This window comes from Moritella sp. (assembly GCF_013215705.1).
Taxonomy (GTDB): Bacteria; Pseudomonadota; Gammaproteobacteria; order Enterobacterales; family Moritellaceae; genus Moritella.
Map to the genome: position 1 here is coordinate 35,620 of NZ_JABSQR010000008.1, position 26,676 is coordinate 62,295.

General features: G+C 39.7%; 20 protein-coding genes. 14 read left to right on the plus strand and 6 right to left on the minus strand.

Translation table 11 applies throughout. The features are described from left to right. Positions 1–49 precede the first annotated feature (49 nt). From HRT96_RS06035 to HRT96_RS06090, 12 genes are read left to right on the plus strand one after another with little or no spacing between them, the layout of a single operon-like run. Positions 50–826, plus strand: a complete 777-nt coding sequence (locus tag HRT96_RS06035; RefSeq protein ID WP_293153694.1) for a type II secretion system protein — start codon at positions 50–52, stop codon at positions 824–826. A gap of 29 nt (positions 827–855) precedes the next feature. Further along, positions 856–1,398 carry a hypothetical protein gene (locus HRT96_RS06040; protein ID WP_293153697.1) on the plus strand — a complete coding sequence of 181 codons (543 nt, stop codon included), beginning with the start codon at positions 856–858 and terminating at the stop codon, positions 1,396–1,398. Continuing rightward, positions 1,388–2,539 carry a type II secretion system protein gene (locus tag HRT96_RS06045; protein WP_293153701.1) on the plus strand — a complete coding sequence of 384 codons (1,152 nt, stop codon included), beginning with the start codon at positions 1,388–1,390 and terminating at the stop codon, positions 2,537–2,539. Before HRT96_RS06040 ends, HRT96_RS06045 begins: the two co-directional genes overlap by 11 nt. After that, positions 2,536–4,314 carry a hypothetical protein gene (locus HRT96_RS06050; protein ID WP_293153704.1) on the plus strand — a complete coding sequence of 593 codons (1,779 nt, stop codon included), beginning with the start codon at positions 2,536–2,538 and terminating at the stop codon, positions 4,312–4,314. The genes HRT96_RS06045 and HRT96_RS06050 overlap by 4 nt, the downstream gene beginning before the upstream one ends. Then, positions 4,311–4,964, plus strand: coding sequence for a hypothetical protein (locus HRT96_RS06055; RefSeq protein ID WP_293153707.1), 654 nt, complete (start codon positions 4,311–4,313; stop codon positions 4,962–4,964). Before HRT96_RS06050 ends, HRT96_RS06055 begins: the two co-directional genes overlap by 4 nt. Before the next feature lie 3 nt (positions 4,965–4,967). After that, the gene (locus HRT96_RS06060) at positions 4,968–6,056 is read left to right on the plus strand and encodes a type IV pilus twitching motility protein PilT (protein ID WP_293153710.1); all 1,089 of its coding nucleotides are present in this window, start codon (positions 4,968–4,970) and stop codon (positions 6,054–6,056) included. Beyond that, positions 6,057–7,718, plus strand: a complete 1,662-nt coding sequence (locus HRT96_RS06065) for a GspE/PulE family protein (RefSeq protein ID WP_293153713.1) — start codon at positions 6,057–6,059, stop codon at positions 7,716–7,718. It begins immediately after the preceding gene. Further along, positions 7,718–8,932 carry a type II secretion system F family protein gene (locus HRT96_RS06070; protein WP_293153716.1) on the plus strand — a complete coding sequence of 405 codons (1,215 nt, stop codon included), beginning with the start codon at positions 7,718–7,720 and terminating at the stop codon, positions 8,930–8,932. Before HRT96_RS06065 ends, HRT96_RS06070 begins: the two co-directional genes overlap by 1 nt. Before the next feature lies 1 nt (position 8,933). Further along, the gene (locus HRT96_RS06075) at positions 8,934–9,548 is read left to right on the plus strand and encodes a hypothetical protein (protein WP_293153719.1); all 615 of its coding nucleotides are present in this window, start codon (positions 8,934–8,936) and stop codon (positions 9,546–9,548) included. An 11-nt stretch (positions 9,549–9,559) separates the two neighbouring features. After that, positions 9,560–11,167, plus strand: coding sequence for a hypothetical protein (locus tag HRT96_RS06080; RefSeq protein ID WP_293153722.1), 1,608 nt, complete (start codon positions 9,560–9,562; stop codon positions 11,165–11,167). Positions 11,168–11,194: 27 nt separating this feature from the next. Beyond that, positions 11,195–11,572: a tetratricopeptide repeat protein gene (locus HRT96_RS06085; RefSeq protein ID WP_293153725.1), complete on the plus strand. Its 378-nt coding sequence runs from the start codon at positions 11,195–11,197 to the stop codon at positions 11,570–11,572. A 1-nt stretch (position 11,573) separates the two neighbouring features. After that, positions 11,574–14,603 (plus strand): immune inhibitor A domain-containing protein, encoded by a 3,030-nt coding sequence (locus tag HRT96_RS06090; RefSeq protein WP_293153728.1) that lies wholly within the window; start codon positions 11,574–11,576, stop codon positions 14,601–14,603. Here the strand turns inward: HRT96_RS06090 and HRT96_RS06095 are convergent. From HRT96_RS06095 to HRT96_RS06120, 6 genes are all read right to left on the minus strand, one after another. Further along, entirely contained in the window at positions 14,541–15,500 is a 960-nt protein-coding gene (locus HRT96_RS06095; protein ID WP_293153731.1) for a sterol desaturase family protein, read from the minus strand. The two genes, HRT96_RS06090 and HRT96_RS06095, sit on opposite strands and share 63 nt — an antisense overlap. A 5-nt stretch (positions 15,501–15,505) precedes the next feature. Continuing rightward, the gene (locus HRT96_RS06100; RefSeq protein WP_293153734.1) at positions 15,506–15,955 is read right to left on the minus strand and encodes a pilin; all 450 of its coding nucleotides are present in this window, start codon (positions 15,953–15,955) and stop codon (positions 15,506–15,508) included. Positions 15,956–16,020: 65 nt separating this feature from the next. Further along, a complete protein-coding gene (mobB, locus tag HRT96_RS06105; RefSeq protein WP_293153737.1) occupies positions 16,021–16,590 on the minus strand; it encodes a molybdopterin-guanine dinucleotide biosynthesis protein B in 570 nt (189 codons plus the stop codon). A 179-nt stretch (positions 16,591–16,769) separates the two neighbouring features. After that, a complete protein-coding gene (locus tag HRT96_RS06110) occupies positions 16,770–19,898 on the minus strand; it encodes a multidrug efflux RND transporter permease subunit (protein WP_293153740.1) in 3,129 nt (1,042 codons plus the stop codon). A gap of 11 nt (positions 19,899–19,909) precedes the next feature. Then, positions 19,910–21,019: an efflux RND transporter periplasmic adaptor subunit gene (locus HRT96_RS06115; RefSeq protein WP_293153743.1), complete on the minus strand. Its 1,110-nt coding sequence runs from the start codon at positions 21,017–21,019 to the stop codon at positions 19,910–19,912. Positions 21,020–21,326: 307 nt separating this feature from the next. Next, positions 21,327–23,042, minus strand: a complete 1,716-nt coding sequence (locus tag HRT96_RS06120; protein ID WP_293153746.1) for a DEAD/DEAH box helicase — start codon at positions 23,040–23,042, stop codon at positions 21,327–21,329. A 200-nt stretch (positions 23,043–23,242) separates the two neighbouring features. Between HRT96_RS06120 and HRT96_RS06125 the strand changes: the two genes are divergently transcribed. Together HRT96_RS06125 and HRT96_RS06130 are read left to right on the plus strand one after the other, a co-directional pair. Continuing rightward, positions 23,243–24,457, plus strand: a complete 1,215-nt coding sequence (locus tag HRT96_RS06125) for an acetyl-CoA C-acetyltransferase (RefSeq protein ID WP_293153749.1) — start codon at positions 23,243–23,245, stop codon at positions 24,455–24,457. A 3-nt stretch (positions 24,458–24,460) separates the two neighbouring features. Beyond that, positions 24,461–26,557: a 3-hydroxyacyl-CoA dehydrogenase NAD-binding domain-containing protein gene (locus HRT96_RS06130; RefSeq protein WP_293153752.1), complete on the plus strand. Its 2,097-nt coding sequence runs from the start codon at positions 24,461–24,463 to the stop codon at positions 26,555–26,557. The last annotated feature ends 119 nt before the right edge of the window (positions 26,558–26,676 follow it).

Consider the following 26,676-nt stretch of genomic DNA (forward strand, 5'->3'; position numbering starts at 1 on the left):
ATTCTACTTTCTATTTCTTTATATTTACTGCTTATTCTAGTTGTTACCTATGACATATATTTCACAAATATCATCTAATATTATACCTCGAACTCATTATGCAATCGATCATCGTCATCGTGGTTTTACCTTGCTGGAATTATTAGTTGTAGTGGGCATCTTAGCAATACTTGCTGGTGGCGCTATGTATTCATTTAATCAAAATTCGGTTAAAGAGAGTCAATTAGCAACAGCTAAAACTGAAATGCTTAATATTAGAAATGCGTTATTAACTTATAAAAAAGACAATTTTTCATTTCCAAGTCAGACATCTCCTGTTGATTTATTGTTTTTATATTCAAGCATGGACAGTAACGGCACAATTCAAATACCGTGGAATAATGATTATCAACGTGGTTGGCGTGGCCCTTATTTAAGTGGCGGTGATAGCGGCTTAGTGGATATCGGAAACCAATTAATTTCAGACGGTTCGGGCAGTCCCTTATTTGGCGACATGAGCAGTATAGTTCGCGCTATTCCCGACCCATTTCAATTGATGCCTCAAAAATTCAAACAAGATACGCGTACTATCCAAGCGTGTAATGACCCCGATCCGAGCACACATAATTGTGTATTGGAATGGTGGTCAGTTGGTACAACATCAAGTAATTATCAACCCCCCCATCAAGCATATGGTCGACCTTATTTGTTGTTTGATCTCAATACAAAAGACCACGCAAGAATTGTGAGTATGGGACCCAATGGCCGTTATGACGGACGTGCATTAACGAGTGATGAAACATGTCATAGTCAATTTAATGATGATCTCGTGTTATGTGTTTACTAAAAATGTATTTATTTAAAAAGGAATTATTAATGAATAACGCTCGTTTAAATTTCTTACTGTTTAGATTACGCTTGGTTTCATTTTTTATTTTAATTATATTTTCGACCCATTTGATGGCAGCTGACGCTGAAAAAAGTGAAATACCATTTTATGAACTTGATCAAATGCTTGTCGAGTTTAAAGCAACGCGTGAAGGCACTGTTGAATTATCGCTATTTCGAAAAATAAAATTTGAAGGTCAAGTTATTGAACTTCCTTATGAACGCAAACATGGTTATTTAGACAAAGTTATTCGAGATATAGCGCCTAAGTCTACAGTTGTATCAACAAAGGGGATAACAATAGTTTCTAAACATGATAAATCATTATCTGTTTACATTATTGATGAGCTAGCGGATGGAATGAATGAGCATTTAAACATTGGCGATGATGTAGCTTTCGAAGCATTCCATGTTTACAACTCTCCCTATGGACCAGGATTACTGATTTATAGTTGGGAAAAAAAAGTAGAACCTAACTGGTTCCAACGTTTTTTAATTGAACGTAAAAGGCGCGAAGTTAATGCGCGCTAATTTAAGTAACAATCAGCGACGAGAAAAAAGTCAGCACGGTTTTTCATTATTAGAATTGGTCTTAGTGATGGTCATTATGGGCGTTATGGCCTCAGTGTCATTAACTTTTATAGATGAAAAAGATAGCCAACAACGTTATCAACAGTCAGTTGAAAAACTAAAAATGATCCAACGATTTATATCATCTGTACATCTTTACCAAGGCCAGTTAATTAATAGTGGGTTCAGTGCTGATAATGGACTAAATAATGAGTTAATTAATATGCTCCTCGGCTATACATCAGCAGATGATTATTATGTTTACTCAGCGACACCTATTTTTGTCAATATTGATGCTGATGATTCAAGTGATGCTAATGGTAGTCGCAAACAAATTATTGTTAATACTCAGCTGTTTAAAGGTAGTCGTCCTGGATTGTTCGATCTTAGTCAATATCGTGATGGAGAGGGGAAAATAAAAGACAGTTGGGGTGAGTCCTTTAATATTCAGACGTTGAATAATGATACTGAATTTAGCGTTGCGATTTCGGCCGCAAGCTCGACCTATAAAAATGTCAGTAATAATTTTCATCGTATCAATATCGAAAAATCTATTTATGTCAATGAATTATCTGTAACTGTAAACAATTTACCTGATGCAACAAGCCATTTTAAAGTGGCATTAATTTCGTTTACTAATCGAACTGATTGTAATGGCAACAGTGACGAAATTAAACGCTGTTGGCAAACTTTAAAAAGCAATGTTAATACAGCGTCACCTGCGCCTTTTAATAACGTATTCAAAATAGTTGAAAGCAGTGACGATAATATGATTTTTGTCGATGACACTAATAAAATTCAATCCATTTCGCCTGAACCAAGCAACATCAACACCCACAAAATGACCGAACTTACTTTTACCGATGACGCTAATAAGCAATGGCATTTCAATGCCGTAATGCCTACGCAAGCTACAGAGTTTGATTTTTCAGACCATGCGGAAGCAAAAATCACAGTGGGCAGTCATGTGGTCATATTGCTGGAAGAAATATCGCCGAGTTCAAATACATGGCAGATATACAATGCTGAAAATCCTATTGTGACCTATGTGAATCTATTACCTGGCGTATCACCTGAACCTATTATGTTGAGTTTATTATGAGTCAATCACCTTCAAAACTCAGTTTGTTCGGAAACTTAGTTAGAAATAAAGGGAACGCATTAAGTCGTCCGTTTCTTGAAAAAATGTCTGCAGGCACCAATCGATTATTGGTTATTGAAAGTCGTGGTTTTGGTATTAATGCGTATGTTATTGAGAGAAGTGGTAATGCAATCATATTAATTGAATTTGTGCATAACAAAATAGCAAGTTGTGATGATTCATTAGCTGACATTTGTGAGCAGTTAACGGCGGCGGAATGTGCGATACCTAAAAAAGCATTATTGGTGTCAGGGTCTGTGACAGCTGCATTAATTTCATTGCCGATAGATAGTGATAAAACACTGTCAGATAAACAGATGTTAGAACTTGTTCGTTGGGAAATGGAACCACTGTTTAACGAATTCATCGCCTATTGGACTATTGGGGGATTATTAATAGCCAAAGATTACTTAACAGAATCACAACGTAAGCAATTGCTCATTGACCTTGGTGAACAAAAAGAAAAATTAGCAGGTAGAGGTGGGCGTGCCCCTGCACGATTTGGTGAACTGGCCATACGTGCTGCATATATTACTAAGGAACAACTTGATGAATGTTTACGTATTCATGAAGAAACACAATTATTAGATCCAACGATTGACTGTAGTTGGAGTGATAACGCGATTGCAACGGATCAACAGGGTGGGCTCTGGTTATGTGCTGCCATGAATGCACAAATTCGACAACAATGGGTCGATGCATTTAGCCATAATAAGATTTTTCTTTCGGGTATTTATTCGCAACATCACAGTGCTGTTAGCCAATTGCCAATAAGTGAAAACGAGCAATTACTGATCATTTTCAATGTCGGGCTGGTTACTGGCATTGTCGTTAAAAATAAGCGAGTAACAGTAACTAAGCAGTATAGATGTAGTGATCATGCACTAACAAGCGATGAAATAATTACTTTATTGACTGAGCATTTAAACGTTCAACTTCAAACCGATATAACGGATGAGCCGAGTGCTATCTATTATAGTGGTTATCATCCTCAGATAAGCCACTTAATTACTGAAATGACGCCGCAATTAAATGCTACATGGATATGTTTAGATGGTGTTTTAGCGAAAGATGAACAAGCATTAATTGTTGGCGATGCTGCCATAGCCGGTGCTGCAAATCATTATTTTAATCAATATTCCTTACAGCAGCAAAGTCGTTTAATTGGCACACCCCTACCACCCGCTTGGTATAAAAACACATCTGTACAAGGTGGGTTAATTTGTTTAAGTATATTCGCCTTTATCGCTGCAAATGAAGCGCATTATTATTATACCGAACAACGTGTTTTCTTAGAAATTCAGCAGAATGAAATTGCAGTTGAGGTCATTGATAAGATAAATGATGCGCTGAATAGTAAAAATGTAAGATATACGCGCCTAACGAAGCAAAAACAACAATTCGAAGAAAAGCTAGTGATTCTATCTGTTCGTCAACAAGGACTGAATTCGGTGTTACTAAAAAGACAGGAGTTTATCGCCAATTTATTACCGCTAATTTCTCGTAGTATTAATGACCAATTGATACTGGAAATGGTTGAAGAGGGTAATTGGTATCATTTTTCATTAAGCGGTTGGGCGTCTGAACAACTTGCTATTGATGATTTTAATCAACAGCTTACTTCAGAGCTAGAACCTTGGAGAATGCAATTGACGAATAGTTCTAGCCAAGAAAGTACTAGTGACTTTGGCGTTGACGGCTATCAATTTATGATGACGTTGGAGCCAGTAGAGTGATGACTGATAAACGCATAAATACGGTGAAAATTAAGAAAAAACCAATTAGTGTACGTGAAAAATTACTCATTGGTGTCCTTGCTATTTCTTGTGTCATTGGTGGTTATTTAATGTTGCGTGTAAAGACGCAAATAACACAACGTGAAGTCTGGCAAGAGCAGCTAACAGATAGTCAAGACGACCGTAAATCTGCGCGTCCGCACAGAGCAAGTAATTATGACTCAGAGAAACTAGCTGAAGAGATCAAACAAATCGAATTATTAATAAACCAAACCAAAGAAAATGTGGCGGGTATTGAAGGACGTTTTATTGATTTAAACAGTAAAAAGGCCGTTGCAGATATGCGCGGGCGTTTAACTGCCCTTGCACAAAACCATTCATTACGAATGGCAAGCGTTTCGCAGTCAAACCAAGATCTCACTAAATTTACCAAGGCTCATCAGCAGGAGTTGTCTGATTTTTTAGAGCGTCCAATGTTTAATATAAAGCTTTATGGACGTTATCACCACCTACTTAATTTTATAAAACAATTAGATACCTTACCTAACCGAGTTGTTGTGACGCATTTTTCTTTATCCTCACGTAGAAATACGTTCCAAGCTGCTAATGGTAAAAAAGAGCTGCTTATTCAACTGACATTGAGTTTTTAATTTATGAGTACATTAGCATCTTTTGAATCAATCTTAACTGTCGCGGATGGGTTAAATACGTCTGACATACATTTGTCTGACCGTTGCTACCCTACATTTAGGCTTTCTGGTCGTTTAGTTGAACAGACGGATTTAGACCAATTAACACCGATAACATTACAAGGTTTTTGTAAAGTTATTACTGATGACAGACAGTATCAGCAGTTAGTTGAACATCGAAGTATAGACCTCGCATTTACGAGTAAAACGGGCTTAAGGTATCGTGTAAATATCTATTTTGAGCGAGGATGCCCAGCCCTTGCGATACGTTGGTTAGATGGCAGTTTTCATAGTTTAGAAGAATTGAGATTACCAAAACAACTACTAAAACTAGCGCAATTAAAAGATGGGTTAGTATTAGTCACAGGCGCGACGGGCAGTGGTAAGTCCACGACGTTAGCCAGTATTATCAATGAGATAAACGAAACTAGACCCTGTCATATTTTAACGATTGAAGACCCTGTGGAGTTTTTACATCACAATAAACAAGCAATGATACATCAACGAGAAATAGGCCGAGATGTTAATTGTTTTTCCGATGCAATCAGGGCCGCTATGCGTGAAGATCCTGATGTGATCTTACTCGGCGAAATGCGAGACCTCGAAACCATGAACGCCGCGTTAATGGCTGCTGAAACAGGCCACTTAGTGTTTTCTACGTTACACACCAATGACGCGATAGGTGTTATAGACCGCTTAGTTGGTGCGTTTCCTGGTGAGGAACAATCGGGGGTGCGTCAGCAATTATCAATGGTACTTCGAGCAGTGGTAACACAAACCTTAGTACGTCCTGATAACGCAACAGGGCGTGTACCTGTTAATGAAATCCTTATCGTTAATTCAGCTGTATCTAACTTGATCAGAAATCATAAACCGGAACAGATCTATTCTGTTATGGAATCAGGTCGTGCGTTAGGTAATCAAACGCATGATTATGCATTGGCATTACGGGTGAAAGAAAAATTAATTCCTCGAGAGCAAGGCGTTAGATTAGCAAGAAAACCACATGCGTTTAATGAGTTAGTTAATCAATTACTGAAGGGATATAACTAAATGATCAGAGATAACGTATTAATCAATGCGGGTATTCAAACGGGTATGTTAGATGAAACTAAGATTGCAGAATACAAACTTGCAGCAAGACGTGAGCGTGTTGATTTGTTGCATCTGCTAACTTATAAATTGCGATTTCCTATTGCTGATTTATATCGGGCGTATGCACAAACGCAGGGAATCCGATTTTTGACTAATGATGAAATACGTGTTGATCCTCAGCTATTAAGAAAAATATCACCTTCAATCATTGAGCGTCGATTAGTGGTCCCATTAATGCCCATCGACGAAACCGCATTATTGCTGGTGGATAATCCTGAAGATAGAGCTGGGTTATCACAGGTACAGCGATTACTTCCGCCCGATATAGAAATTTGTATGACGGATCCGAATTTATTACAGCAGCTCGTGATTCGGGTTACGCAAGCGACAAACGATGAGGAACCACCTGAGTTTGATCCTGTTATTAGTTTGGATGAGATGATCCGTGAAGCCTATTTGTACCGTACATCGGATATACATTTTGAACCTGCAAAAGAAACATTCCATATTCGATTTAGAATTGATGGCTGCTTACAGCCTTACGCACAGATTTTTAGTGCAGAGCAAGGCGCTGCTCTCATGAGTCGTATGAAAGTACTTGCAGGTATGGACATTTCAGAACAACGTATGCCGCAGGATGGCGGCATGACTTATGAATTAGATAATAATATTTCTTTTGATATTCGTGCCGCAACCGTGCCTGTTAAGTTTGGAGAAAGGGCTACGTTACGGTTATTAGGCTCTGACAGTGAAGCATTATCGTTAAAGAAAATAGGCTTCTCAGAACGGGCTTTAGCGCGATTTTCAGACGTCATCAAACGCCCTCATGGCATGATTTTAATTACGGGTCCAACGGGATCTGGTAAATCAACGACCCTGTATTCTGCGCTCCAACAAATTGCCAGTAACGATATCAATGTGTTGACTGTTGAAGACCCCATTGAATATGTAATGGAAGGCATTTCTCAGGTTCAAGTTAGCTCAAAAGTATCATTTTCCAGTGCATTAAGATCATTTCTACGTCATGACCCAGATGTGATCATGGTCGGGGAAATTCGAGATAGTGAAACAGCGGGGATTGCCATGAAAGCGGCATTGACTGGTCACATGGTATTTTCAACTTTGCATACTAATTCTGCTGTTTCAACCATCAGTCGTTTGATCGATATTGGTGCCGAACCATTTTTAATCGGTTCAACGTTAGTGAGTATTATTGCTCAGCGTTTGGTGCGTCGATTATGTGGGTTTTGTAAAGTATCTGTTGAACTTTCTGACGATGATAGAAAGTTATTGCGCCTAACTCATGAGCATAATGGCTATGTGAATGAAAAAAAAATTGATGACGCGAATGTTTTCAAGGGTACTGTTTATCAAGCTAAGGGGTGTGCGAACTGTCACGACAGTGGTTATAAAGGGCGAATAGCCTTATTTGAAACCCTGTGGGTTGACGATCATTTAGCGCAAGTGATTGGTAATGGTGCGACTGAAAAAGAAATTCTCGAAAATGCTACGGATTTTGTGAGTTTAGCGGATGACTGCCGAGAAAAAATACGAGCAGGGCATACAAGCATTGCTGAATTCGAACGTTTATCTTTAGGTCGTGAAGAGGCGATTAACTAATGCCATTATTTAATTATGTCGCACTTGATAAACAAGGTAATGAGCAGTTTGGCACACTTGAGGCCGAGGATAAACGTGATGTAAATGCACAGTTACGCCAACTCGGGCTATTTGGATTAGAAGTCACCCATGATGCAGAAACAAACGTGGATGCAGGCGTTAAAGGTGAGTTAAGTAAACTCTTGGCACAAGTCGGTATTGTATCAAGTAATAAGAAAATCTTCTTTTTTAGACAAATGGCTTTAATGCTCCGTTCTGGTCTCGCGCTCACCGAGAGTTTAGACATGGTCGCGAATATCATGGGTGGAAAAATTGGGTTAATTGTCACCGATATCAGTAATCACATTAAAAGCGGCGGTAGTTTTTCAGATGGTATTGCCCAAGCGGGTGTATTTACCAGTATGTCAGAACATATGATCCGCAGTGCTGAAGCCACGGGTGAATTAGATGTTGTGATGGGACGGGTCGCAGATGATATGGGTCGTAAAGCCGAGATGAAACGTCAGATGATGGCTGCCATGTTATATCCTGGAATAACTATGCTGATAGCTGTATTTATGGGGTATTTTCTCGTCGCTACTGTGATCCCAAAGTTTGCCAAAATTTTTGAAAATTCGGGTAAAAAACTCCCGCCTGAGACACAACGATTAATTGATATTTCCAACTTCATTAATGCCTATGGTTTGTTCATTATCTTAGGTGTCGCGGCAGGTCTTGCATTACTTCATTACATAAGAACAAAGGTAAAAGGTCGATATATTACCGACCAAATAGTCCTTATGACCCCTGTGTTTGGCAAGGTGGTTCGAGTTGGCGCTATGTCGCAAATTGGTTGGGGTTTATCGATGTTATTACAAAGTGGTTTAACACTGGTGGAAGCATTAAAAATTGTCGAAAAACTTATTCCAAATTCAGTCATTGCGTTGGAAATAAAAAAAGCGACAGACAGCGTGCTTATTGGACGAGATCTGGGTTCAAGTTTAACGTCTCCCTACATCGATCCGCTTATCTCTCAACTTGCATCCGTGGGGGAAAGAACAGGGGGCTTGGTTGAAATTATGTTTGAAGCGGGATGTTTCTATGAAGAAGGGTTGAAAGCATTAAGTAAAACAATGGCGAATCTTGTTGAGCCAGCGTCCATTTTGTTGATTGGCGGTATGGTGATGACGGTTTATATCGGATTTTTTAAAGCTATGATGGGGGCATCGACCTAGTATGAATGCCATTATATCCATTTTGTTCAGCTACAAGTTATGGGCTTATCTGATTGTTATCTTAGGGTTGTTTTGGAGTGCTAATTTGCGTGGTGAAACAGCAAAAGAACAAGTCACAGGATTGCTTCAAATTATAGAAGATCATAGTTCAATACTCAAAGATAAAATGTCTAACAGAGATCTAGCCGACCCTTACGTTGAAACTGAAATTAAAAGCCATTTAAAACCAAATACCGCACGATTTACAGTCAATATTAATGCTTTTATTGATGGTGTTAGAGATCCTTTTTCGATGACGAAATCACTAGCCAAATTAACAAAACCTGAAATGTCAGTAGCACAAGATACTCCCTATGCTGGATACGATTTTAAAAATAGTGCATTTTCCACGACGTTACCAAAACTGACTTTAAAGGGAGTGGTTTTTAAGAAAAATATTAAAGAACCTTTAGCTTTGCTTGATATCGGCGGACATGGTGTTCATATGGTTCGAATTGGCGACGAAATTGGCTTTAATCCGGCCTCGCCGAAACAAGTGTTAAAAATAAAAAAAATCAGTCGGCTCAATGTGATTGTCGAAGTCGGCACGCTCGGCGATTTAATTGTTGTGAGATAATGAATATGACGATGAAAAAATTATATATCGGGGTAATGACGCTCGTTTTAACACTGTTTATTTTCACGAGTCCAGTTAATTCCGCAGTACCAAATGATGAACAAATATTGGAAGAGTTAGAGTTTAAAGGGGCGGCGTTAATAGATGCTGTTCGGATCATATCTGAGCTGTCGGATGTGAATGTTGTGATCACACCAGGTGCTAAAGAAGTTGAAGTTACAGTGTTTTTACGCCATATCAGTGTTAAACATGCAATTGAAACAATTTGCCGTATTAACAATTTATGGTATCGAAAAGAGGATACCACTAATACATATCGCATTATGACAAACGCAGAGTACGCACAAGATTTAGTTATCCATAGAGATGAAGAAACCAAGGTGTTTAACCTTAATAATTTAAACGTGAATCTGGCTGCTGATGCTATTGGCAATTTATACGGAGAGCGGGTTAAACGAAGTAATTCCGGAGAACGGTTTTCTACAGGGAGTGGCGGTGCAGGTCAATCAAGTGAAGAAGGAACGGCGTCTAAAAATACCATTTCAGGTGAACTGAGTATCGACCAATTATCATCACTTAAAACAAATGGTTTAGGTAATAACGTCATCTCGGCAAGTCAAGTTCAACAGCTATTTGATCAGCAAGAGCCTATCTATGTCACTGTTGCCGAAGAGCACAACTTAGTGTTGATTCGCACCGGTGATCGAAGGGCCCTTGAACAAATTGGTAAATTAATAAAAGAGTTAGATAGACCAGTGCCCCAGGTACTTCTTGAAATGAAGATTCTTGACGTTCTTGTGGATGATAATTTTAGCTCGGTATTTAACTTTGATATTAACGGTGTATCCATCCAAGGAAAAAGCCAAGCGCCGATATTAATCGGTAATAATCCACTCGCAAATAGTGGTTCATTTATTTTTGAATACATGAACAATTATCTTAAAGCTAACATTGAATTATTACAAAAAAACAAGAAAGTAAATGTGCTGTCAACACCAATGATTCTTGCATCAAATAACCGAACTTCTAAGCTGTTTGTGGGTGAAGAACAGTTACTTGTTAAAGGTTATGAATCTTCTGACACGACAACGACAACGAATGGCATTACGACAAGTAGCAGTGGCATTATTCCACTGACTGAAATAGAAGAGGTAGGCAACAGTATCGAAATAACGCCATTTATTAATATGTTAGATGGGACGATTAGACTCAATATAAAACAAGAGAATTCGAGTATTAGACAAGCGGGTGCGAATATAAGTTTGGTTAACTCTCAAGGTGAAATTAAAGTGCTATCCATTGATACGATTAATACAGCGAGGCTCGAAGGCACCATTATTGTTAAAGACAACCACACTATTGCCGTAGGTGGATTGATCCGAGAAACCATCAGTGATGATCAAACTAAAGTACCTTTCCTAGGCGATATTCCTTTTTTGGGTAATTTATTTAAATCGATCTCGGATAAGAAACAGCGCAGTGAACTTATCTTGTTAATTACACCGAGGTTACTGACTTCTCCTGAAGACGGGGAATTTAATAAAAATGATTTAACACGGGAAGGTAAGCAATTATCGTTAGAAGACTTAGCCTTACAGTGCGCACTTTTATGCCGCTAAATAGAGAGTAATAAAAATAGGGATATTATGGATATAATGTTAAAATGTTTTTTTTTATTTTGGTTATGTATGGTGAGTGGCTGCGAGAGTATTTCTCACTCTAATACACAGCTTGAAGCCACGCTACATCAACAGATGACACATTCATATTGTTATCAATATATGTACGGTGATTACAATGCTGCGGTAGATTATGACAAAGCTTTTTATTGGTGTGGTAAATCAATTATTGAAAAAAACCCCAACGCAATGACGCTAATGGGGGAACTTTATTTCTTGGGGTTGGGGCGCGATAAAGACCTGGGAAAAGCATATTACTGGTATGAAAAAGCGGCTGAAAGGGGGCACAACCATGGTCAGTCTATGTTGGATCATATGAATGAAAATGGACTAGGTGTGAGCTGAAATGACTAACTCAATGCAAAAAATTATATTTTTTATTATGTTTTTTTTTACTTCTCAGCTTTCAATGGCTGATATGCTAAGTGAGGCCAGTAAAACCGATGCTAATAGTCGTTCGTCGTACCACCTTGATTCAGCTTTAGTTGATAAAGAGCGTATAGCGTATTGGTTAAAAAAGCGTAATAAGCTGGCAAATGATGCATCAAAGCAAAAAATGACCGAAGCGGTACAAGATTATGTGGCAAATTACAAAAATGAGAAAATAAGGCCATTATCAGAAGAAAGCATTAAAGCGCTGAATGATTATAAACAACAACGTTCTAAAAAACAGTTTAATGATGCAGTTAATAAGAACATAACCTCTGCTGAGCTTCCTACAAGCCATCATGTTAACGTGCTGGCAATTTTGATTGATTTCCCCGATTTGCTAAACAATGATAATAGGCTAGAACCGGGTGATACACCTATGTATTACTCTCGTTATTCTCCTGGACATTATTCGAGTATCCTATTCTCATCAAATGGTTTTACAGGACCAAATGGTAAAAATTATTTATCCGCATACCAGTACTTCCTTAACGAGTCAGGCAATACTTTCTTTTTCAATGGTCAAGTGTCTGGTTGGCATACTGCGAGTGAAAACGCATCATATTATGGCAAGAATAAGGAGTATAATGATAGCCAGGTTAGTCAATTAGTCATGGAAGCTGTTGATGCTATGGCAGCTTCTAATTCGGTTAATCTTGCAGATTATGATAATGAAGATCCTTATGATTTAGATGGTGATGGTAATCGGAATGAAAGCGATGGCATTATTGATCATGTCATGATCTTCCATTCGAGTATCGGCGAAGAAACGGGTGGTGGTGTATTGGGCGAGGATGCAATATGGTCACATCGATCTGTGGTCTTTCATCGTATTGAAAATACACCATATGTCGTTTTTAATTACACGATAGCCCCCATCGATGCGGCAACGGGTGTAATTGCGCACGAATTTGGACATGATCTCGGACTTAAAGACGAATATGATACTTTTCAAAACCAGATTGACGCACCGGTAGGGTATTGGTCGATTATGGCAAGGGGTAGTTATTTAGGTGAAGTAAGAGGAGTTGAACCCAGTGGTTTTAGCCCTTTAGCACGCGATTATTTACAACAGCGCTACGGTGGTAAATGGATGAATCAGCTTTACCTAGACGCAAGTGAACTAAATGAATCAGGTTTAGATATAACCTTGTTTGAGGCTCAACAACACGGCAATTCATTGAACCAAGTCAAAATAAAATTACCACCACAAATGCAAGTTTATAAAAAAGCATATTCTGGTAGTTTTAATTATGCTTCAGGGGTTGGTAACTTGCTTCGTAATAGCTTGACGTTTCATGCGATTTTACCTGAAGATGCAAGTCTAACATTATCAATGCAAGCACTATGGGATATTGAAACTGATAGTGATTATGTTCAATTTCTCGTTAACGGCACACCATTAAAAAATCGCTATACGCAAGATACAAGCTCTGCCCCCGAACTCGCTGGTGTTAAGTATATGTTGATGGGTAAATCGCTACCAAATTGGACATTGCTTGAATTTGATTTGTCCGATTATGCAGGCATGCCTATCGAAGTGCAAATTAAGTATATTACAGACGACTCTAAATCTGGGTTTGGTCTTTTAGTTGATGATCTGATGATTAACTCGTCGAAAGGAAATGTATTTTTTGATAATGCAGAAACCAACATTTCAGTACTTAATGGTTTTGAGAAAACGGCGAGTTACAGCCCTATGCGAGATCAGTATTATTATGTTCAACTAAGAAGCAACCAACAGCTTGAGAAAGGTTTAGCATTAAAAGGTTATGATCCAGGTGTGGTTATGTGGTTCGCTGACGAAAATTATACTGGCAATCACGTAACGGTTAATCCTGGGTATGGTTTCATCTCGGTTGTTGATGCTGACCAAAACGTAATACCTCAAGCGGGCGGCGTTACTCAAGTTAGGGATGCTGCCTTTAGTCTATTTCAGCAATCCAACTACCCTAATGATGACAATCTCAGTAGCAATCAATTCTTCGATGATAGCCTGGATTATAGTTCACCTCTTCAACCTAGTTCAGGTGTTCAACTTCCGAAATGGGGGATTAAATTTCAAGTTTTAGGCCAAGCAGCTGATAGTAGTGAAGTCAGGTTGAGAATTGTTCGAGATGTCTATTCACTCACTTCTGCTTACCGTTTTCAGCGGGGGGGCTATACCGCGTCATTTACGAACAATAGCGTTGGGCACTCTGCAATCAATAGTTACTATTGGGATTTTGGTGACGGAGTCGGTCAGAGTTCTGATAAATCACCTTCATACAGTTATACAAAACCTGGTCGTTATCAAGTTACACATAGAGTGACCGATGTATTAGGAAACTCGGATGTGTCAGTGCAAGATCTAATTATCTCTGACTCACAGGAAGAGCCTCTAACGGCCGAAATAGGAGCCAAGGTGAGAGGTGTAGATGTTGATTTTGTAGCTTTGGTTTATGGTGGTACTGCGCCTTTTAGTTACGAGTGGCGTTTTGGTGACGCTAGTCATGTCAGTAATGAAAAAAATCCACAGCATCACTATAACATTAACAACATATATGAAGTTCAGCTGTCTGTGACAGATGCAAAGAACGACATTATCGAGACATCGCTAACAGTTAATGTTGGTTTTACATTACTGGCTGATTTTAGCTATGACGTGACAGCGCGTAATGTGACGTTTACTAATCTGTCGTCTGAACCAGGAAATTACCTTTGGGACTTTGGAGATGGACAATCCAGCACTGAAAATTCTCCCATTCATAACTTCGAGGAAGTTGGTCGTTATGGTGTCACGTTAACGATTGAGAATAGTGACGGTGTAATGGCAACAAAAACTCGAAATGTGAAAGTTGGTGGAAGCTTCGGAAGTGGCAGTATTGACTTAACCGCTTTGTTGTTACTCGTGATGGTATTGATGATAAATACTTATTATCGCGGGCGCCAAAAGGCATGCAAATAGCAACGCAGACTTTAAAGGATAGTGTTTGATTGCTGCTTTACACGGTAAACTCAATTGTTCGCTAACTGATATATTTTTGAGGGGAAGTTCGACAACTTCCCCTTTTTTAGGAATGTATACACTGCGGTTAAGTGAATCCCAGATAGACAGTGCAAAACCATAGTTACAATTACTCAGTTTCCTTACTTTACTGTGGTGGCATTGATGCTGTATTGGACTCATTAAAATAAAACTGATAGCACGAGGATAATGAACAGCGATATGGCTGTGTCTTAGGTGGTAGCCGCTAATAAAAAACAACCAAAGGAATACATTGGCACCAGTAATGCTAAACAAGGTTAATGTGTAGTTTGTAATATAAGAAAATAGGTGATGGGTAAGTGATAACACGGTGCTTATACTGATGACTTTTATAAGTGTTTCTACGGGATGCACTCTAAATACTGTCGCCGGGGTAAGTACTTCGGCATTGTGATGGACTTGATGGAAAAGCCATAACATAGGATCTGCGTGAAACCGCTTATGAATGAAAAAATAAGTCAGGTCGTAGCTAATGAACATAGTGAATGTATAAATTAGGTCAATCCAGATTGACGGGGTGCTTTGTAGTAACGTGCTGGTTCTTAATGGTAGGACATCATCAAATGTAGCAACGATAAATTGTGAGTAACCAGAGACTAAAGGCAGTAATAAGAACAGTGCGAATGTGTTATTGATAATAAACCAGCCATAATCTCTTCTGGCAGACCGGTGTGTAAGTATATGAATAGCATTTAATTTGGCTTTCGGTGCGAGATATATAATGGCGATAAACAGGGAGGAAAGAAGATAGGGCCAATAAGTAGCTTGCCTACCATCATGGAGTAGGCTTACTTGTATTATTAAATCATCGAACAAATCGATTAACCAACGTAAACAGGCTGTTGAGGAGGGTTTATACTACAATTGGTTGGTCTATATTGTTCTTCAACTGTCATAGAGCACGACCACTCGCCATTACTGTCTTTTACAAAAATAACTTTTTGATTAATAAGTTCGGGAGCAATACCATCATTGATCAGAACGAGTTTGAGTTGTCCTTCGATGTTTAATGTATCGCCCGTGGAAGATATGTAGGCGACCATAGGTATCTTACTACTATTGATACCGGCTTTGGCTATGTCTTCGGTAGTCGGAAAATAATCATAATCAGCGATGAGTTTATCGATTTGGGGTAATAAGGTTTCACCAAAATTAATTGGTTGTGTTAAGGCTTTCGTTATTTGATAACTCTCATAGGCTGGTTTACCAAAATATACGCCACCTAATACAACCATCCCGAGTATCGCACTGGTTTTTATTATCGTAGACATCAACATTCCTTGTAATTAAATCTAAATGATAATTGTTTACATCATACTGTTGAGTGGCTTATTTATCAACGGTTATTGTATGATCGCTTAATGTAACCAAAGATATACTCACAAATCTGATTAATGTCATTTATGTTTAAGTAGTCTATATTTTTACCTGTTAGTTCTATGTTATTTAATATCAATTCACTTTTTTCTGTGTCGGACGCGATGGCAATAATGTGCTCATCTTCTTTCGCTAATATCGGTTTTCCTAAACTAGGGCGATACAATTCTATCTTGGTAAAGGCTTCATGCCTAAATCCTTCGACCAACACCAAATCCAATTCATTGGTGTTCAGCCAATTCAACTGAGTGATTAATGCGGGTTCTACGGGGGCATCTTGTTCTACAAATAGAACAGTTCGGTGTGGCGATGCCAGTACCATTTGGCAAGCACCGGCTTTTCTTAATTTATAACTGTCCTTGTTAGGGTTGTCCATTTCGATATCATGATGACTGTGTTTCACCATGCCAATTCGTAGGCCACGTTTCGTTAATTCGGGTAGTAGTCGGGTGATTAACGTTGTTTTACCTGTGCCACTGAATGCGGCGAAGCCAAGCAAGGGAATAGGGAAGTGCTCTAAAGACGTCATGATGAATACTCAATTACAGGATGAAGAAGGTTAAAATTCACTAGGTGTTTAATATACCTTTGAACTGAAGTGATGGGTAAAAAAAGAGGCCGCATAAGCGACCTCTTTACATCAATTCTACATAGATATTGATCTAGAACTGATTACGGCATGATTTAGCCACCGATTATATACTCGAACTAACTTGCTGGTTTTTCTTCACAAGTTGTCTTAGCACATGCAATCGCATATTGTTTATCACTTTCTTCTAATTCTTCATCTTCAACGAAAATCGGTAATGGTTTGTGCTCCGTCGCAAGGAATGAATAAATTACAGGTAAGATGAATAGGGTAAACAGCGTACCGATTGCAAGACCAGATACGATCACAATACCAATACTAAAGCGCTGTTCAGCACCCGCACCAGTTGCATACATTAACGGGATAAGACCCGCAATCATTGCTGCTGTTGTCATTAGGATTGGACGTAAACGTACTTTAGCCGCTTCAATAACAGCATCTGTTCGGTTCTTACCATTATGTAGCTGTTCTTCTTTTGCTACTTCACAGATCAAGATACCGTGTTTAGTAATCAAACCGACAAGGGTAATCAAACCAACCTGAGAATAGATATTCATGGTTGATAGCCCCCAAGCAAGAGAAACCAATGCGCCTGATATTGCTAACGGCACTGAAACCATGATAACTAAAGGATCTCGTGCTGATTCAAACTGAATCGCAAGTACGAGGTAAATGATTGCTAGTGCTAGTGCAAAAGTCATATACAAGGCACTACCTTCCGTTACAAACTGACGTGATTCACCCATAAAGTCATAACGATAACCTTTTGGCAGCATAGATGACGCTGTGTTTTCGAACCATGAAATTGCATCACCCATAGCAACACCTGGACTAGGCACTGCTCCAATTGTTGCTGAGTTTAGCTGGTTGAAGTGAGGAAGTGAGCGTGGTTCAGCAACAACATCAATGCTGATTAAGCTGCCTAGTGGAACGGCGCGGCCATCAGCAGCCCGTACGTAGTAGCTGTTCATTGATTCTGGATTTAAGCGATATTTACGTTCAACTTGAGGAATAACCTCGTATGAACGACCATTTAAATCGATACGGTTAACATAACCATCAGACATCATCGTACTTAGCGTAATACCAATGTCTTGCATGGTAATACCGTAAGCACCGGCTTTGTCTTTATCGATATTAATCTTCATCGTCGCTGAATCGAAGTTCAGATCTAAATCAGAATAAACAAATAAAGGGTTTGCTTGTACTGCAGTCAATACATCACTTGCTACTTGGAATAAACTTTCAAAGCTATTCGGGGTAGTAATAACAAATTGCACTGGTAACCCAGAACCCGCACCTGGCAACTCAGGCATTTGGAAAGCAATAACTGACATTCCCGGTACATCTTTAACTAAGCCCGTTACACGTTTAACTATTTCAGCTTGACTTGCTTCACGTTCACTCCAAGGCACCATAGATGCAATACCAAGTGCTTGGTTTGAGCTCGGCACTCCAGAGAAAATCTGTGCGTAGGCTATTTCAGGTTGCTCGTTTAGTTTTTCGTTAACTTCATTCATTGAATTTTGAATGTAATCCAAGTTCGCATTTGATGGTGCAGTACCCAACATCATCATTACGCCTTTATCTTCAGACGGTGCAAGTTCACTTGGAATAAATTTAAACAACATAGGTAAAGCAGCAAATACGATAATTGAAAATGCGATCATGACAGAGCGTTTTTGCATTACTGCACTGATCATTTTTTCATAGGTATTAGTCATACGATCAAGGAAACCATGAACTATTTGTTCAAACTTGCTTGGTTTCGCATTGGCTACTAAGATTTTAGAACACATCATCGGCGACAATGTGAGTGCTAAAATACCCGAAATTAATACTGCACCCGCTAGAGTAAGGGCAAATTCTTTAAATAACGCACCCGTGATACCACCCATTAACGCGATCGGCGCATATACCGCACCCAGTGTTATTGTCATTGCAATAACTGGCACTGCGATTTCACGTGTACCAATAACAGCGGCACGGAAGGGCGATTCACCGAGTTTAATGTGCCGATCAATATTCTCTAATACAACAATCGCGTCATCTACCACCAGACCAATTGCCAGTACCATTGCCAGTAGTGTCATTAAGTTCCACGAGAAACCAAATGACTGCATAATCATCGCGACACCAATCAGTGACAGTGGGATAGTGACGATAGGAATGATGACGGCACGGAATGAACCAAGGAATAAAGTAATGACCACGATCACGATAAGCGCTGCTTCTATAATCGTTTTAATTACTTCTTTAATCGATTCATTAATTGCAACTGTCGAGTCATACATCACGTTCATGTGGATGTTTGTCGGCAAGTTACGTTCAAGTTCGGGTAATATCGCTAATACATCAGCAGCAATGGTGATTGGGTTTGCTGTTGGCGCGGCATTAACGGCGGCAACAACGGCTTCTTTACCATTTGCGGATGCACGATATACGTCGTGGCTCTTTTCTAGCGTGACTTTAGCAATATCACCCAAACGGATAACTTGGCCTTTGTCAGTAGAAACAACAAGACGCTCAAGATCTGCAGTACCTGATACTTGCGTATTGGCATTACCATTATAAAGAACGAATTCACCAATCGCTTGACCTGTTGCAGACTGATAGTTATTACTATTCAATACACCCATAATTTCGGTTGCGGTCAGATCATATGCAGCCATTTTTAATGGATCGAGCCAAACACGTAGTGCGTATTTAATACCACCATACATGTCAACTTTAGATACACCACTAATGGTAAATAGCTGTGGATTGATCACACGGTCAAGATAATCGGTTACCTGACTTGAAGATAGTTCATCACTGCTAAAGGCAATATACATTACCGCAGTCGTTGAACCCGTAGACATAGTTACGGTTGGATCTTCAGATTCTTTTGGTAATAGTGAACGAACTGAGTTCGTTTTAGCCAAAATATCAGATAATGCCGCATTGGGATCGGTATTAAGTTTCATCGTGATGGTAATCGTTGATTTACCTAATACACTCGATGAAGTCATAAAGTCGATATTATCGGCTTGGGCAACCGCTTGTTCTAAGGGCTGAGTAATAAAGCCTTGGATCAAATCGGCACTGGCACCGTAGTAGCCAGTAGATACGGTAACAACCGTATTGGTCATGTCAGGGTATTCTCGAACCTGCATTTTGAAAATTGCTTGTACACCAAGCAATGCAATCAAAAAGCTGATAGATACCGCTAGAACAGGACGCTTAATAAAAATATCAGTAAAGCGCATGTATCCTCCGATTAAAGCATTGGTGTTTCAGCAGGTACTTTCAGGGTATCGTTTTCAATAACGCGTATTTTAGCGTGATTACTTAAACGAACTTGGCCTGATGTAACTACTTTATCACCCACTTTAACACCTTCTAAAATATGAGCGATTGCATCAATACGCTCGCCCACTTTAACAACAGATTGTGTTACACGTAGATCGCCATTTTCATCTTCACTAACAAGGTAAATATTGTCACCGTAAAGCGTAAATGTAATTGCTGTTTGTGGAACAGTAATTTGATCTTTGATTGTTGGTAGGATCACATTAGCACGTGCAAACATACCTGAACGTAGTTGTGATTCGTTATTTGGAATATCTGCTTGGATTTGAATCAAACCACTTTGGTAGTTGACCGCAGGCTCGATGGCACTAATTTTACCGTTGAATGCTGTTTCAGGGTAAGCGTCAACAAAAATTTCAACTTCTTGACCTAAATAAACTTTAGAGATTTGTGTTTGTGGCACGGTGAAACGTAAACGCATTACACTGGTATCTTCCAAACGAACAATCGCTGTACCAGCAGATAAATACTCACCTAAAAATACGTTACGTAAACCAATTTCACCATCGAATGGTGCGGTGATGTTACGACGAGCAATTGTTGCTTTTTGGCTTTCGATATCAGCAAGTAACGAAGAGTAAGATGCTTCTGATTCATCTAATGCTTCTTTTGATACGGCGTTCTTTTTATAAAGCGCTTCGTATCGTAAGAATTTAGACTTCGCGGCATTTAGTTTTGCTTGCGAGCTTTTCAGATTTGCTCTTTCAACGTCAGAATCTAGGCTTACTAATAGTTGGCCTTTCTTTACCTTAGTACCAGAATCAAAAGTGATGCTATCAATTTTACCCGCTACTTCATTGGCAATATTGACACCTTGATTAGGTTCGATGAAACCAATCGCTTGAATTGTTGGTATCCAATCAGATGTCTTAGTATCGACAACGGTCACTGGAAATTCCGGCTCCGGTCTGTTAGCCATATATTCGGCAATACCTTTTTGTTTCATAAGGTTCATACCAATGACACTACCAAATAAGGCTAGTGCGATTAGTAACATGGCAAAGGTCCACTTTTTCATTATTTGATAAACTCCGAGATTTATATACAGTTATATAAAAGTTATATAAGTTCTGAGGTGAGACTAAGCTTGTCAATAAATACTGATTAAAGCTCATTCTGATGATGTATTTGTTCTACTCATTCTAGATGTTAACGGGTCCCAATCAAGTCTTTTATAGACTAAAAGTGCTTATTTACGTATATTTACCAAATAGGTAGTTTTAGTAGTTTTTTCTGTTGACAATACCTCTGAAAGAGTGACAGCCAACTGCTTTTTTTTTAAACTTTTGTGACTATTTTTCAAGCTTTTGTGACTTAGGAATACTTTATTGCTGATTGGCTTTTCGGTAATTTCCTTTGTAGTCAAATATACGATGTTCAATTTTCCAGAAGTATTTTTCTTTTTTTGCAATGATAAAATCCGGCGCGACAAAGCTTTGAATTTGGGCTGTTATTTGCTCGGCAGTGGTCGCGCTAATCGGTGACCCTGTGACTGTTCTAGAAAATATACTGAAAAATCGTTGGCGTTGTTTTTTATTACTGAAATAGAAGGTCTCTTTGACAACATCACCATCTTCATCATGGTAATTTATTTTTATTTTATCGCCATCAGCTAGCGCTGAAATACCTGAACAACGTAACACTTTACGGTCTTTAAGTTGCAGCGCTTTTTTCAATTGATTATCAGGGTCGATCAAATCGACATGGCATTGTTGGCACTCGCGAGCGGCAATATCATTTTCAGCATTACATTGTGGGCATTGCTTGTATTTGAAACGGTAGTTGCATTGTTCTTCACTGCCGTTATTGAGTTCGATTAAACCTTGGCAGCGGCGGCCGTAATGTTCGATGATGTCACCATCTGCATCCGTGATCCCCCAAAACAGATTGGCAAAATCACAACTTGGGCAGGGGACTTGTACTAAATCACTATTACTGTTTGGTTTGGTTGAGCCGATTTCAGGTTGGTATAAATCAAATCCATTACCGGCGTAGTCAATGATTAAACAATCGGTTTTTCCTTCTGCGAGACGTAATCCTCGACCTGCGATTTGTTGATATAAACTCACCGAGTCGGTGCGGCGTAAAATGGCAATAACATCGACATGTGGCGCATCAAATCCAGTGGTTAATACGGATACATTGACCAGATATTTGACTTCTTTGGCTTTGAATTGGCGGATCAGTTCATCACGTTCTTTAATGGCGGTTTTACCTGTGATGATAGCGGTTTGTTCGTCTGGCAATAGTTTAAATATTTCTTGAGCATGTTTAATACTGGCGGCAAAGATCATGATGCCTTGACGATTGGCGGCAAGTTCGATTAATTGTTTGCAGATAGCTTGTGTCACGCGCGGGCTTTTCGCTAGAAATTGATCGAGCTGTACTTCATTGTATTCCCGTGGCAAGTCGTCAAACTGATAACGCGCAACTGGTGCATCAATCACTGCGGGAGTGGTTAAGAATCCTTTTTGTACCAGATAGCGTAAAGGAAGTTCGAATATGCAGCTATCAAAGGGGGTCTCATCTTCTGTTCTTACATAGCCTTGATAGTGTTTTTTATATATCCAGCCTTTATCTAAACGGTAAGGGGTTGCTGTAAGGCCTAGTACTTTCAGTTTTGGGTTGGTCTTTTGCAAATGACGAATGACTTTTTGATATTGGCTATCTTCACTCAAACTAACGCGGTGGCATTCATCAATAATCAGCAAGGAGTAAAAGCCGTCAAACTTATCAAGATTTCGGCTTAATGATTGAACACTGGCGAACGTTGTTTTGAAACCGTCTTGTTTCTTGCCTAACCCGGCGGCAAAGATACCGGCTTGGAAACCATTATATTCAAATTTGCTGTGATTTTGTTCAACCAGTTCTTTTACATGGGCAAGGATAAGGACAGGGTGTCGTGCTAGACGGGCTAATTCAGCCAATACGTGACTTTTACCTGCACCCGTTGGCAGTGTAATGATTGCTGGTTGATCCGATTTTCTAAAGTGAGCTAAAGCAGCGTCGACAGCTGCTTGTTGGTAATCGCGAAGAGGCATATCAGATTTGTCATTGTTAGGTTATTACATTAAGTGGGATACAGTATAACGCAAAGATCAATATGATTGATCGAAAATTCATAGTGTTAATAGCTTGTTCGGAAATTGATAAAGTATTGTGCTATTTTTGAGGTGGGTCTTAACGTATTGTTAATGTATACGCGTATAGTAAGACTTAAACAAGTATTTAGGAGTAATTGATGATCCCCCAAGCTTTCATTTATGACGCAATTCGAACGCCGCGAGGTTTAGGCAAACCCAGCGGTGCTTTGCATGAAGTGAAACCCGTTAATCTATTGGCAGATTTACTTAACCATTTACAAGCTCGACATGGCTTTGATACTGACGCGGTGGATGACATCGTATTGGGTTGTGTTACGCCTATTGGAGAGCAAGGGGCTAATATTGCTAAAACAGCGGCGTTAGTTGCGGGTTGGAAAGACAATGTAGCTGGGGTAAGTTTAAATCGATTTTGTGCATCAGGGCTAGAGTCAGTCAATATAGCTGCGATGAAAATACGCTCTGGTTGGGAGCACCTTGTTATCGCTGGAGGTGTTGAATCGATGTCGCGGGTGAAAATGGGCCGTGATGGTGGTGCCTGGTCAATGGATCCTGAAACTAGTTTAGCGACTGATTATATGCCGCAAGGTATTGGTGCGGATTTAATTGCCACACTCGATGGTTATAGTCGTGAAGATGTAGATACTTTTGCAGCGCGTTCCCATCGACGTGCCGCAGCGGCTTGGCAACGTGGTGCATTCAATAAATCTGTTGTGCCAGTACGCGATCGCAACGGCATGTTATTACTTGATAAAGATCAGCTTGTTCGCCCTGATTGCTCTGTTAGTTCATTAGCCAAACTTAATCCTGCTTTTGCTCGCCTTGGTCAAACTGCGTTTGATAGCGTCGCTAAACGTCGTTATCCACAAGTTGGACAAATTCAACATGTCCATACTCCGGGTAACGCGTCTGGGATTGTCGATGGCGCAGCATTGGTGTTAGTGGGCAGTGCTGAAGCTGGTGTGAAGTGGGGTTTAAAACCCAGAGCAAGAATCGTTGCTACTGCTGTGGTTGGTGCCGATCCTACCATTATGTTGACTGGGCCTGTACCAGCCACCAAAAAAGCATTAGCAGTGGCAGGGTTAACCATAGCCGATATTGATTTGTTTGAAGTTAATGAAGCGTTTGCTGCTGTTGTGATGCGTTTTATGAGCGAACTTAATGTCTCGCCTGAGATTGTCAATGTTAATGGTGGTTCTATTGCCATGGGTCATCCACTCGGTGCAACGGGTGCAATTATCTTAGGGACATTGTTAGATGAATTAGAAACGCGTAATTTGAAACGTGGTCTTGTAACCTTGTGTGTAGGTGGAGGCATGGGGATCGCAACAATTATTGAACGTGTAGAGGGATAAAGTATGTCATCAATCCGTTTAGAGCTAGACGATGCAGGAATAATGCATTTTATCTTTGATAAACCTGCGTCAAAGGTGAATTTACTTGATAGCAGTTTTATTGATGACTATGTCACGACTGTTAACAAGCTCAAGCAGATGACGTTTACCGGTGTTATTTTTCGGTCTGCGAAAACCAGTTTTTTTGCTGGTGGTGATATCACCGAACTGAGTCATAGTGCTGAACAAGGCATTGAGGAAAGCTTCCAGTTATTGTCTTCGCTTAAAGATGCGATGCGTTGGCTAGAAACGTGTGGAAAACCTGTTGTGGCTTGTATTAATGGTGCAGCACTTGGCAGTGGCTGGGAGTTAGCATTAGCCTGTCATTATCGCATAGCGCTGGTGAAACATGTGCTATTAGGCTTACCTGAAGTAACGTTAGGTTTAATACCTGGTGTCGGTGGTGTTGTCAGAATGACTCGATTACTCGGCTTGCAAGCGGCAATGCCTTATCTACTTAAAGGTAAACAATTTGATAGTGAAGAGGGCTTTAAACTAGGCTTGATAAATCAAACTGCAACATCAAATGTGCAAATGATGGCGCAAGCAACGAATTGGATCTTGTCACAGCAGCATCTGGTTAGCCAAGATTTTGATATAAAAGGCTATCAGCTACCGGGAGGCAATGTGAGTGATCCTAATGTCGTCAGCATGATTGTCCAAGCGCCTGCTACATTAAAGAAAAAAACACAAGGTAACCTTCCCGCACCTGAAGCTATCTTATCAGTGATGATTGAATCGACAGAAGTGGATGTTGAAACAGCGTTAAGATTAGAAACACGTTATTTTCTTAGTATTATTCGTGGTCAAGTGGCTAAGAATATGATTAATACGTTTTGGCATCAGCATAATGAAATTAAAGCAGGCGCTTCTCGTCCTCTTGCTCTGCCAGTGAAAAAATTTAGTAAAGTCGGGGTATTAGGCGCAGGTATGATGGGCGCGGGTATTGCTTATGCATTAGCGAGTCATGGTATTACCGTGGTCTTAAAAGATATTAGTTTGGAAAAGGCGGTCTTTGCTAAGTCATATACAGCGTCGATATTAGCTAACTGTAAATTAGACGATGAAGAAAAATGTGAAATTTTACAACGTATTACGCCATCCAAAGAATCAGCAGATTTAATCGGTTGTGATATGGTTATTGAGGCTGTTTTTGAAGACCGTAAGGTTAAGTACCAAGCTATCACAGAGATATTGACTACTGTTGGAACTGAGTTGATCATGGCATCAAACACGTCGACATTACCTATCTCAAGTTTAGCCACCGCGTCGACAAAACCTGAAAACTTTATTGGGTTACACTTCTTCTCACCGGTAGAAAAAATGCCGCTCGTCGAGATTATTAAAGGCGATAAAACATCATCCGCGACACTGGCAGCAGCTTATGACTTAGTCATCCAAATTGGTAAAGTGCCAATTGTGGTTAACGATAGTCGTGGTTTTTTTACCTCGCGAGTTTTTTTTACTTATGTTTCGGAAGGTATGCGACTGTTAAGTGAGGGCATTCCCGCTGAAGTTATTGAGAATGCCGCTATTCAAGCCGGATTACCAGTAGGACCTTTGGCTATTACTGATGAGGTGAGCCTATCACTGATTGATAATGTGCGGAATCAAGCCCGATTAGATTTTAAAGCCGAAGGTAAAGTGCTGCTTGATAACCCTGCCGATGCTGTGTTAGATAAGCTTCTGGCATTAAAACGACGTGGAAAACTAGCGGGCGCAGGCTTCTATGATTACAACGGGCAAGGGCACAAGCAATTATGGGCTGGGTTAGTTGATGTATTTCCGACCCAAGAGAACTGGGATATAGATACAGTTAAAGACCGCTTGTTGTTTGTGCAATCACTCGAAGCACTTAGAGCCTATGAAGAAGGTGTAGTGACAAGTACGCGCGATGCTAATATTGGTTCTATTTTGGGGTTAGGTTTTCCTGCTTGGACGGGGGGTGTTTTACAATTCGTAGACCATTATGGTGCGGACAACTTTAAGCAGCGCGCAGAGCAACTATGTGAGCAGTTTGGGCCGCAATTCACGCCTGTTGCTATTTTATCTGAGTGGTGAAACCAGTAATCACTGAAAAACTCAATGATGACCGTTCATAAATTAGGCGATAGCCTTTTAAATCAAATTAACTTAATGTTATTATCCTAGGTTCATGTAACGGTTAACTAGGGAATAAT